The organism is Actinosynnema sp. NPDC091369, from assembly GCF_044757065.1.
In the GTDB taxonomy this organism is placed as follows: Bacteria; Actinomycetota; Actinomycetes; order Mycobacteriales; family Pseudonocardiaceae; genus Actinosynnema.
Window position 1 is genome coordinate 1 of sequence record NZ_JBIVUG010000019.1, and the last position, 9,670, is coordinate 9,670.

Sequence of the window (9,670 nt, forward strand, 5' to 3'; positions counted from 1 at the left end):
GCGGGGGGGGGGGGGGGTTTGGGGGGGGGGGGGGGGGGGGGGGGGGGGGGGGGGGGGGGGGGGGGGGCGGGGGGGGGGGGGGCGGGGGGGGGGGGGGGGGGGGGGGGGGGGGGGGGGGGGCCCGCGCCCGCCCACACCGGGCGGTCAGCCGGCCAGTTCCATGATCCGCGCGGCCACCTGCTCGGGCGCTTCCAACGGCAGCATGTGGCCCGCGTCCTGCACCACCACGGACTCGCCGCCGACCGCCGCGGCCAGCGCTTTCGCGTTCGACTCGGGCACCAGCCGGTCCTCGTCGCCGACCACCGCGATCACCGGCCGCTCCCCCGCGACGGTCAGCGCCGCCTCCCGGTCGTACCGGTCGACCGCGGGCCGGAACAGGGCGACCGTCTCCGGCCAGTGCGACCACACCATGTCCGCGGTGAGGTCCACGTCCTCCTCGCGCGGCTCGTCGCCGAACAACCACCAGCGCAACCCCGCGGTCTTCGCGGGCTCGATCTTCTCCCGGACCGCGCGGACCAGCGGCCCGAACGCGCGTTCCAGCTCCCGCACCAACTTGCCCAGCGCCTTCGGCCACGCCAGCGACGTCTCCGCCAGGTCCGTCGCGGCGGTCGAGACGAACACCACGCCCGACACCCGCTGCCGGTACAGGCGGGGACGGCGCTCGGCCATCGCCATCGCGGCCATGCCGCCCATCGAGTGCCCCGCCACGACCACCCGGCCCTCGGGCGCGAGCCGTTCGATCAGCTCACCGAGGTCGTCGCCGAGCTGCTCGATGGTCGCGGTCTCCTTGTCCGCCGGCGACGAGGCGCCGTGACCGCGGTGGTCGTAGGCGATCACCTGCACGTCCCGCGGCAACGCGGTCACCACCCGGTGCCAGCTCCGGTGGTCGAGCGCGTAGCCGTGGGCGAGCACCACGGTCAACTCGGCGTCGGGCGGACCGCTGCGCGCCACGTTCAGCTCCGTGCCGTCCTCCAGCCGCAACCGTTCGGTCGCCATGGCCGCTGCCCCTTCCGTCGTCGGACCTCTACTTGACCAACGAGTAACAACGGCGGCCGTTACGACCAGTCGTCGTCGCGGAGCAGGCGCAGGCGGCGGTCGAGCAGGGCGGCGAAGCCGTGCGGGTGGCCGACGACCAGCTCGACCTCCGCGTCGGCGGTGCGGACCACGACCACCTCGCCGCCCGGCGCGGCGGACGTGTCGGCCACCCGGACGTCGGTGATCGCGCGCAGCGGCAGCTCGCCGCCGGAGACGTCCGGGGTGGACGGTCCGGTGGTCACGTGCCAGCGCAGCACCTCACCGTCCACGTTGGCGTGGGCGAGCACGGGGTGCCCGGTGGGGTTGCGCACCTGCCGCGACGCGCTGCGCACGCCGAGCGTGGTCCCGGCGATGGCGCCGCCGGACACGTCCACCAGCGCCGCTTCCGCCTTCGTCACCAGCGCCCCCGCGGCCGCCGCGGCGAGCACGGTCGGCAGGGCGAGCAGGACGTGCCGGGTCAGGAGGCCGACGCCGAGCGCCTGCGCCGCGCCGGTGTAGGCGATCAGCCCGGCCCACCAGCCGGGCCGGCGCACGTAGACCCGTCCGGCCAGGAACCACACCGGCACGGCGGCGCCGAGCGCGAGCACCACCCACCCGGGCCCGACCACGCCCGACCACGGCGCGATCAGCGCGACGACCAGGCTCACCGCCGGCGGGCCGAGGAAGCCGAGCAGCACCGACGCCCGCACGCCCGCCCACCGGCGTTCGAACTCCGCCCGGACCGACTCGTGCACGCGAAACGGCAGCCGCACCCCGCACCACCTCCCGACCGCAGCGTAACGTCACCGTTTCGCGATCATCGGGTACGCACGGTGATGATCAGTGGGTCAGGGCCGCGCGCAGGAGCGCCACGGCGGCGGGGATCTCGGTGTCGCCGATGTTGCCGTACCCGAGGACGAGGGCGCGGTCCGGCGAGCCCTTCTCGCGGTAGTCGTCGAGGTCCGCCAGCCGCAGGCCCGCGGAGGCCGCGGCGTGGACGGTGGCCCGGGTGTCCGCGTCGTCCGGCAGGTGGAGCAGGACGTGCAGGCCGGCGGCGGTGCCGGAGATCCGCGCCCGCGGCAGTTCTGCGGCCAGGGTGGTGAGCAGCAGGTCGCGGCGGGCGCGGAAGCGGCGCCGGCCCGCGCGCAGGTGGGCGTCGTACCAGCCGCGGTCGATGAACGCGGCCAGCGCCAGCTGGTCCAGCACCGGCGGCGCGGCGGTGACCGGGTTCGCGGCCCGCAGCGCCGGGGTGACGCCGGCCGGCGCGACCAGCCAGCCCAGGCCGAGGGCCGGGGAGAGTGTCTTGCTGACCGTGCCGAGGAGGAAGACCCGGCCGGGGTCCATGCCCTGCATCACCGCGACCGGGCGGTGGTCGTAGCGGAACTCGGCGTCGTAGTCGTCCTCGACGACGAAGCCGTCCACCTCGCGGGCCCAGCGCACCAGGCCGGCCCGGCGCGCCGGGGACAGCACCGTGCCGGTCGGGAACTGGTGCGCCGCGCCGACGACGACCGCCCGCGCCGGGGTCCGGGCCAGGTCGTCCACGCGCAGGCCGTCGTCGTCCACCGGGACCAGGTGGACGCGCAGGCCCGCGCTCGCCGCCGCGTCACGCAGCCGCGGCCAGCCGGGGTGTTCCACGGCGAGGTCCGTGATCCCCTCGGCGCGCAACGCGCGGCACGTGCGGACGAGACCGTCGGTGACGCCGGCGCACACGAACACGGACGTGGCGTCGGCGTCCGCGCCGCGCGAGCGCCGGAGGTACTGGGCGAGGGTGCCGCGCAGCTCGGCGTGCCCGGCCGGGTCGGGGATGTCGAGGTCGTAGTGGACGGCCGAGCCGATGACCGACCGGACCGCGTCCGCCCACCGCCGGCGCGGGAACGCGCGCAGGTCCGGCAGGCCGGGCGCGAGGTCGTACCGGATGGCGGGCCGGGTCGGCGCACGCCGGGCGCGGGGCTGGGGCGGCGCCACCTCGGGCGACCAGGAGACCCGGGTCGCCGACCCCACCCGCGCGGCCAGGTAGCCCTCCGCGACGAGCTGCCCGTACGCCTCCGTCACGACCCAGCGGGAGCAGCCCAGCTCCTCGGCCAGCGCGCGGCTCGGCGGCACGGCGTCGCCCTCGGCCAGCCGTCCGTCCCGGATCGCGGTGCGCAACGCGCGGGCCAGGCGGTCGTGCAGGCGTCCCGGGCCGCCGACGTCCACCAGCGTCGCCCACGCGAAATTGGTCTGGGAAACCACCACGGGATTGGACAGTAACGCCGAGCCGAATCGACTTACCGTGGTGGGCATGATGGACAAGTTGGCCCTGGGCGCGATGCTGTTCGGCACGGTCACCGACGAGCGCCGGTCGTTCGAGCTGCTGGACCGCTTCGTGGACGCCGGGGGCGTCTGGATCGACACCGCGAACTGCTACTCGTTCTGGGAGGACCCGAGCGGGTTCGGCGGGCAGAGCGAGGAGCTGCTGGGCCGCTGGCTGGCGAGCCGGCCGGGCGTGCGCGAGCGGGTGCGGATCAGCACGAAGGTGGGCTGCGAGCCGACCGAGGCCGGCAAGTTCCCGGAGACGGCCGAGGGGCTGTCCGCCGGGGTGGTCAAGAACGGGATCGAGGGCAGCCTGCGGCGGCTCGGCACCGACCACGTCGAGCTGTACTGGGCGCACAAGCCCGACCCGGTGACGCCGCTGGAGGAGACCGTCGCCGCGTTCGACGAGCTGGTGGCGGCGGGCGTGGTCGGCAGGCTCGGCGGCTCCAACTACCCCGTGTGGCAGGTGGAACGGGCCCGGCAGATCGCGCGGGACCAGGGCCGGACCGGCTTCACGGCCGTGCAGCAGCACCACACCTACCTGCAACCGCGCCCCGGCACGCGACCCACCGTCGTGCACCGGTTCGGCGCGGTCACCGACGAGGTGGTCCACTACCTGGAGCACCACTCGGACATGGCGCTGTGGGCGTACACACCGCTGCTCAGCGGGCGCTACACCCGGGCGGACAAGCCGTTGCCCGCCGAGTACGACCACGCCGGCACCGCGAACCGCCTGGCCGTGCTGGACGAGGTCGCCGCCGAGACCGGCACGAACCGCAACCGGGTCGTGCTCGCCTGGCTCACCGGCGGCGAGCTCGACATCACGCCGATCGTGGGTGTGAGCACGGTCGAGCAGCTGGACGACGCCGTCGCCGGGGTGGCGCTGGAACTGACCGCCGAGCAGCGGCAGCGCTTGGACGACGCGGCCTGAGAGCCGACGACCTGGCCCTGGGTGCGATGTGGTTCGGCACCCGCGCAACCGGGTGGCGCTCGCCTGGTCGCGCGGGTGGACAGCTCGCGGTCGCACCGGTGGCGGGCGGCAGTCGCACCGGCGGCGGGCAGCGGCACGGTGGGGTGACCGGGGGTCGCGTCACCGGGTGGTGCTGGAGCTGACCGCGGAGCAGCCGCAGCGCTGGGGCGCGGTCGCGTGATGGCCGGGTTCGCCGGTTCCGGGGGTCCGGCGAACCCGGCCGGGGGTCACGCCCCCGAGGGCAGACCCGCGCGGGCCTCCTGGACGGTCAGCGGGCGCAGGGTCAGCGAGTACTCGTAGGTGGTGTCCGGTCGGACCTGGCTGCGGGCGCGGACCGGGTTCGGGGTGTCGCCGACGCCGGTCACGGCGTGGCTCGCGTGCAGGGTCACCCACCCCTTGTTGCGCTGGAGCTGGAACGGGTAGGCGGCCCGGTCCAGGTCGTCGTACGGCGTCACGCTGACGTCGTTCGCCCCGGCCACCAGCAGGCCGCCCGTGCGGCCGTCGGTGAGCAGCGCCCAGCGGGTGTCGGTGTGGTTGCCGTGGTCCTGCGGCCGGTGGTAGTCGACGTACTGCTCGTCCACGGTGGACGAGTGGACGCCGATCGGGGTGCCGTCCTTGCGGTCGACGTAGCTCTCCGCCTGCCTGCCGTACCAGGCGAACCGGTCGTAGCCGTCCGGCACGGCGAGCGAGACGCCGACGCGCGGCAGGTACGGCAAGGTGCGCATCGCGCCCTGCGGCGTGACCTTGTGCCCGAGCTTCAGCACTCCCCCGCGTTCGACGGTGTAGGTCATGGTCTGGTCGAACCACGCGCCGGTGACGTCCGGGGCGGCAACCCGGCTGTCCACGACCACGCGCACGCCGGTGCCGGCCGGCTCTACCCGGACGTCGGTGACGGTGGTGGCGAGCCGGTCGAGGCCGACCTTGCGCCAGTCCTCCCCCTCCGCGCGACCCCACTTGAACGTCTCGTTGCTGATCGGCGCGCGCCACGCGTCCAACTTCGGCCCGCCCGCGAGCAGCTCCCGGTCGCGGACCTTCACCGACGACAACGTGCCGGTCTTCTTGTCCACCGTGTAGCTGACACCCCGGGCGGCTGCCGTCACGGCCCCCTCGGTGTCGGCCGTGATGGCGGCGGCACCGCTCTCGGGTGCCGCGTCCAGGCCGGGCACCTTCGTGCCGCCGAGGGGGAACTGGTCGTGCGCCACCACGTGACCGGCGGGGATCGTGGGCCCGGCCGCCGTGGTGACGGCCTCCACGGTCAGGAACCGCTCGCGGTCGGCCGGGTTGGCGGGCGTCGGGACCCCGACCTCACCGGTCGAGTCCGCGGCCACCCGCAGCGGCTGCCGCCCCTGCGTCACGACCCGGGAACCCTCGCTGACGCGCCACCGCAGCTCCAGCCCGTCCGTGCCGCTGAACTGCCGTTCGTTGCGCACGGACAGCACGCCGTCGGCGTAGGAGAACCGCAGCGGCTGGTGCGCCCAGGCCATCTGGGTGGTCTCCGGCTGCGCGTGGCGGTCGGGGCTGACCAGGCCGTCGAGACCGGACAGGCTGGAACCGTAGGACAGGTGCGTGCCGCGCACCTCGACCCGGTCGAAGTCCAGGGCCAGCACCGCGCCGCCGACGGGTTCGGTCGCGGTCAGCTCGGCCGGGGTGAGCGGGCGGTCGTAGATCCGGACGTCGTCCACCGCGCCGTGCGCCATCCGACCGACCCTGGCCGGGTCGTTCCACGACGTCTCGAAGTCGCGCCCGATGTTCACCTCGGCCGAGGACGGGTCGATCGCCCCGGTGAACGGCTTGCTCGCCACCTCGCGGCCGTCGATGTGCAGCCGCAGCGCGGTGCCGTCGTAGGTGCCGCTGACCCGGTGCCAGTTGCCGTGGAAATCACCCGGGACGGTCGCCTGCACGGCCTGCCACGTCCCGCTGTGGATGAAGAACTCCAGCGTGTTCTCGGTCTTCATCTTCAGGGCGTACTGGTGGTCACCCTTGCCGACGATGCGGAAGTCACCGCTCCACTTCGCGGGCTTCACCCACGCGTCGAGCGTCAGCGCCTTGCCCGTGATGTCGAGCTTGCGGTCCCGGTAGACCTCCACGAAGTCGTCGAGTCCGGACAGGAACAGCGCCTTGCCCCGGTGGCCGTCGACCAGTTCCGGGGCACCGGACAGGTGCGCGGAGATGTTGTTGCCGGACGAGTCGGGCAGGATGCGCACCTCCTGCCGGATGCTGCCCTCCGCCCAGTCCCAGATGAAACCGCCCTGGGTGGCGGGGTTGGCCCGGATGGTGTCCCAGAACTCGCGGAAGTTGCCGAGGCTGTTGCCCATCGCGTGCGCGTACTCGCCGAAGATCAACGGCTTGGTCGTGCTCTTGGCCTGCTGCTCGAACCGCTCCGGCGACGGGTAGCGCGGGCCCCACACGTCGGCGAACGGCGCGTCGCCGTCGGGGTTGTTGGACTGGTGGTACTTCGGCCGGGTCGGCTCGTTGGCGTCCAGCCACTCCGCCATCGCGTAGTGGTGCGCGCCCAGGCCGGCCTCGTTGCCGGTGTCCCACAGCAGGACGCTCGGGTGGTTCTTGTCCCGCTCGACCATGGCCGTGAGGCGGTCCAGGAACGCGGGCCGCCACTCGGGCTGGTTCGCCTGGCACCAGGTGTTGCAGTTCTCGTGGTTGTGGGTCTCGATGTCGACCTCGTCGGCGATCCACAGGCCGTGCTTGTCGGCGAGCTCGTAGAAGTAGGGGTCGGACGGGTAGTGCGAGGTGCGCACCGCGTTGACGTTGAGCTGCTCCATCAGCGCCACGTCGCGCTCCTGCGCCGCCCGCGGCACGTGCCTGCCGTGGTCGGGGTCGGTCTCCGCCCGGTTCACGCCCTTGAACAGCGTGCGCTCGCCGTTGACCAGCAGCTGCTTGTCGCGGATCTCGATCTCGCGGAAGCCGGTGGTCTCGCTGGTGATGTGCGTGGTGCGGCCGTCAGGGCCGGTCAGCGTGACCACGACGGTGTGGAGGTTCGGCGTCTCGTCGGTCCACTTCGCCGGGTCGCGCACCGGCATGTCCAGGTGGACCCGGCCGCCCTGCTCGGTCACCTCGACGTCACCGCCGACCCGGCCGATCTCCGCGCCGCGGGCGTCGCGCAGGCTCGCCGTGACGCGGTGCGGCCCGGTCGGCCCGCCGGGCTTGTGGCCCACCTCGACGGCGGCGGACAGCGTCGCGTCGGTGTAGTCGGCGTCGAGGTCGGTCCGCAGCGTCACGTCGCTGATGTGGGTGGCGGGCGTCGAGTGCAGCCGGACCGAGCGGAAGATGCCCGAGTAGCGCCACTGGTCGAAGTCCTCCAGGTAGGCGCCCGCGCTCCAGCGGTGCACCTGCACCGCCACGCGGTTGCGGCCCGGCTTCAGCGCCGCCGAGACGTCGAACTCGGCCGGGGTGTAGCCACCCTGGTCGTAGCCGATGTAGTCGCCGTTGACCCAGACGAAGTAGCCGGACGTGACGCCCTCGAAGCGCAGGAACGTGGCGCGGCCCGCCGTCCAGTCGGCGGGCACGTCGAAGTCGCGCGCGTACGCCCCGGTCGGGTTGACGTCACGCGGCACGCGGGGTGGGTCGTCCGGCTGGATCTCGGTGGCGATGTTGCGGAAGATCGGGTGGTCGAGCTCGTCGGTCTGCCACGTGTGGGGCACCGAGACCTCGCGCCACCCCGACGTGTCGTAGCCGTCGGCGTGGAAGCCCGCCGGCACCTCCTCCGGCCGCTTGGCCATCGCGATCCGCCACTTGCCGTCCAACGACTGCGTGTACGGGGTGTGCTCGTCGCGGCGAACGGCCGAGTCGACGTCGGCGTACGGGCGCAGGTAGGCGTGCGGCCGCTCCTGACCCTCCGCGACCATGCCGGGGTTCTCCAGGTAGGTGGAGTAGAGGTCGCCGGGAGGTGCCTCGGCGGCGGCGCTCGGGCTCACGGCGACCGCGGAAGCTCCTAGAACGAACATGACTGTTACCAGAGCGCGCAGGGTCGGCATGCTGAACCTCCATGTTCAACCAGAACCACACAAGATTCAGCAAGGTCGCGCACCGCGTCAAGATGCAACGGTGTCGAACCGACGAGCGCCGACGACCACCGACCGTGAGCGGTCCCCTGTGGACAGACGGCTTCCGGCCGTGGTCCACACCCGCTTGTGTTAGCGCTAACGATTCGGCCGCCGGCCCACGACCGGGTATGTCGACCAGGAACGATCACGTTGTTAGCTGAGCGAAGATATGAGATGACGCCGTGTGACGTGGAACACTCATGTTAACGCTCCCAGACGAAGTCCCCGTTCGGCACGATTCCGTTCGACCCGCGCGACCGCCCCGGCCGGTCCACAGTGGACCGCAGGCCCGTCCGCCGTACTATGATCCACCGATGGTCACCATCGCCGACGTCGCCCGAGCCGCGGGGGTCTCGCCCAGCACCGTGTCGTACGTGCTGTCCGGCAAGCGCTCGATCTCGGAGACCACCCGGCGCCGGGTGCACCACAGCATCCGGGCGCTCGGCTACCGCCCGAACGCGGGCGCGCGGGCCCTGGCGAGCAACCGCACGAACGTGCTCGCCCTGGTCGTGCCGCTGCGCACCGACCTGAACGTCCCCGTGCTCATGCAGTTCGTCACGGCCACGGTCACCGAGGCCCGCGCGCACGACCACGACGTGCTGCTGCTGACCGCGGACGAGGGCGCGGAGGGCTTGCACCGGGTGGTGGCCTCCGCGCTGGCCGACGCGATCATCGTGATGGACGTCGAAGCGGCCGAGCCGCGCGTGCCGGTGCTGCGCGAGCTGGGCAGGCCCGCGGTGCTGATCGGCGTGCCCGCCGACCCCGGCCGGCTGACCTGCGTCGACCTCGACTTCACCGCGGCGGGCGCGGACTGCGTGCACCACCTCGCCGACCTCGGCCACCGCGACATCGCGCTCATCGGTCCCTCCCCCGCCGTCTACCGGCGCGGCACGAGCTACGCCGGCCGGTTCCTCAGCGGGTTCCGGGCCACCGCCGCGAGCCGGGCCGTCGAGGCCGTCGCGCTGGCGTGCGTGCCCACCTACGACGGCCTGCGGGACTGCCTGGACGACCTGCTGTCCCGGCCGCACCCGGTCACCGGACTGGTGGTGCACAACGAGGCCATCCTCGGGCCGCTGCTGTCGGAGCTGGCCCGGCACGACAAGCGGGTGCCGCGGGACATCTCCGTGCTGGCCGTGTGCCCGCCCGACCTGGCGGAGGCGCAGTCGCTGCCGCTGTCGTCGGTCGACATCCCCGCCGCGGACCTCGGTCGGCTGGCCGTGGGGGGGGGGGGGGGCCCCCCCCGCGGCCCCCCCCCCCCCCCCGGGCGGGGGCCCCCCCCCCGGGGGCCCGCCCCCGGGCCCCCCCGGCCCGGGGGGGGGGGGGGGGACCCCGCGCC

General features: G+C 73.9%; 6 protein-coding genes. 2 read left to right on the plus strand and 4 right to left on the minus strand.

Going from position 1 to position 9,670, the window contains the following annotated elements; genetic code table 11:
• Window positions 1-144: 144 nt before the first annotated feature.
• The 3 genes from ACIQMJ_RS38080 to pdxR form a co-directional block, all read right to left on the minus strand.
• The gene (locus ACIQMJ_RS38080; RefSeq protein WP_499765877.1) at window positions 145-996 is read right to left on the minus strand and encodes an alpha/beta fold hydrolase; all 852 of its coding nucleotides are present in this window, start codon (window positions 994-996) and stop codon (window positions 145-147) included.
• 59 nt (window positions 997-1,055) lie between these two features.
• Window positions 1,056-1,787, minus strand: a complete 732-nt coding sequence (locus tag ACIQMJ_RS38085) for a hypothetical protein (protein ID WP_499765878.1) — start codon at window positions 1,785-1,787, stop codon at window positions 1,056-1,058.
• A gap of 67 nt (window positions 1,788-1,854) precedes the next feature.
• Entirely contained in the window at window positions 1,855-3,249 is a 1,395-nt protein-coding gene (gene pdxR / locus ACIQMJ_RS38090; RefSeq protein ID WP_499765879.1) for a MocR-like pyridoxine biosynthesis transcription factor PdxR, read from the minus strand.
• A gap of 46 nt (window positions 3,250-3,295) precedes the next feature.
• Between pdxR and ACIQMJ_RS38095 the strand changes: the two genes are divergently transcribed.
• Window positions 3,296-4,237 (plus strand): aldo/keto reductase, encoded by a 942-nt coding sequence (locus tag ACIQMJ_RS38095; RefSeq protein ID WP_499765880.1) that lies wholly within the window; start codon window positions 3,296-3,298, stop codon window positions 4,235-4,237.
• 266 nt (window positions 4,238-4,503) lie between these two features.
• Here the strand turns inward: ACIQMJ_RS38095 and ACIQMJ_RS38100 are convergent, their stop codons facing one another.
• Complete coding sequence (locus ACIQMJ_RS38100; RefSeq protein WP_499765881.1) at window positions 4,504-8,205, minus strand: glycoside hydrolase family 2 TIM barrel-domain containing protein; 3,702 nt, start codon at window positions 8,203-8,205, stop codon at window positions 4,504-4,506.
• Window positions 8,206-8,648: 443 nt separating this feature from the next.
• Here ACIQMJ_RS38100 and ACIQMJ_RS38105 point away from each other — a divergent pair.
• The coding region (locus tag ACIQMJ_RS38105) for a LacI family DNA-binding transcriptional regulator (protein WP_499765882.1) at window positions 8,649-9,670 on the plus strand (1,022 nt) is incomplete at its 3' end.

Excerpts from the sequence above, each read along its gene's own strand:
- ACIQMJ_RS38095 (WP_499765880.1), top strand. The coding sequence starts at position 3,296 with ATGATGGACAAGTTGGCCCTGGGCGCGATGCTGTTCGGCACGGTCACC.
- ACIQMJ_RS38080 (WP_499765877.1), bottom strand. The coding sequence starts at position 996 with ATGGCGACCGAACGGTTGCGGCTGGAGGACGGCACGGAGCTGAACGTG.